General features: G+C 60.4%; 1 protein-coding gene and 1 pseudogene. Both read left to right on the plus strand.

Annotation, left to right across the window (positions count from 1 at the left end; translation table 11 throughout):
• Nucleotides 1-607, plus strand: a pseudogene (locus tag AC1DT3_RS20130) (DNA polymerase III subunit delta'); the annotation flags it as partial.
• Between the two features lie 24 nt (nt 608-631).
• Nucleotides 632-1,732, plus strand: a 1,101-nt coding sequence (gene metG / locus AC1DT3_RS20135; RefSeq protein ID WP_477466985.1) for a methionine--tRNA ligase, incomplete at its 3' end; no start/stop codon positions are given.

Genomic DNA, 1,732 nt, shown 5'->3' on the forward strand with positions numbered 1-1,732 from the left:
CCTCACGACAGCGAGCGCAAATGCCCTTCTGAAGGTGATCGAGGAGCCGCCGCCACGCTCCCTGTTCCTGATCGTGAGCCACAATCCGCAACGTCTGCTGCCGACCATTCGCTCCCGTTGCCGGCGCCTTTTGCTTCGCCCGTTGGAGGCGGCTGATATCCGCTCGATCATCGATTCCGTAGGGGAGCCATGGGCCGGAACGGACAGCGGCGTCCTCGATCGCGCCATTGCCTTGGGCGAGGGCTCGGCACGGCGGACATTGGAACTTCTCGACGCGGACAAGGTCACCTCGATCGACCGCGTAACCAATCTTCTCGATGCCCTCCCGCGGACGGATACGCGGCAGATCCTCGGGCTCGCCGATGCGCTCGCGAGGCGCGACGCGGACGAGACGTATGCCTTGACGTTGGAGACGATCCAGCGCTGGGTGAGCGACAAGCTTCACGAGAAGGCCCATCTCGGCGTCCAGCGCCTTGCGCCCCTTGTGGAGGTATGTGACAAGATCGCCCGCTCGGCGCGTGAGATCGATATTTTCAACCTCGACCGCCGGCCCTTCATTCTGGCGCTGTTCGACGATCTGGCCGAAGCGGTTCGGCGAACGGCCTGAGCTTTTCCGGGCAAGAGGACCGTCATGGCCGACAAGAAAAAATACTACATCACGACGGCTATCTCCTACCCGAACGGTGCCCCTCATATCGGTCACGCCTATGAGATCGTCGCGTCGGACGCGATCGCGCGCTTCAAGCGCATCGACGGCTATGACGTCTTCTTCATGACAGGGACCGACGAGCACGGCCTGAAGATCCAACAGACGGCCGACCGCAGCGCGACGACGCCGAAGGCGTTCGTCGACGAGATGGCGGCGAAGTTCAAGGCCATGGCCGACCGCCTGAACTGCTCCTACGATCGTTTCATCCGCACCACGGACGCCGACCATCTGCCGTCGACGCAGGAACTCTGGCGCCGCATGCAGGAGAGGGGGGACATCTATCTCTCCAAATATTCCGGCTGGTACTCGGTTCGCGACGAGGCCTATTTCGATGAATCCGAACTCACCAAGCAGCCGGACGGCAGTTGGCGCGCGCCAACCGGCACACCGGTCGAGTGGATCGAGGAGGAGAGCTACTTCTTCAAGCTCTCGGCCTACCAGGATCGGTTGCTGAAATTCTACGAGGACAATCCGGATTTCATCAGCCCGGAAACCCGCCGCAACGAAATCGTCAGCTTCGTCAAATCCGGTCTTCAGGACCTTTCGATCAGTCGCACGACTTTCAACTGGGGTCTGCCTGTCCCGGGCGATCCAAAGCATGTCATGTATGTCTGGATCGACGCCTTGAACAACTACATCACCGGGTGTGGCTTTCCGAACGAGAACGACCCGCGCTGGCATTATTGGCCGGCCGACGTGCACATCATCGGAAAAGACATCGTCCGCTTCCACACGGTGTATTGGCCGGCCTTCCTGATGTCGGCGAACCTGCCTTTGCCGAAGCGGGTCTTCGGGCATGGGTTCCTGTTCAACCGAGGCGAGAAAATGTCGAAGTCGGTCGGCAACGTGATCGACCCGTTCGATCTCGCCGACACCTATGGCGTCGATCAGTTGCGCTATTTCTTCATGCGTGAGGTGCCGTTCGGCCAGGATGGCAATTATTCGCATGAGGCGATCGTCAATCGTATCAATGCGGATCTTGCCAACGACCTCGGAAACCTGGCGCAGCGATCGCTGTCCATG

This window comes from Microvirga sp. P4_G7, assembly GCF_056401005.1.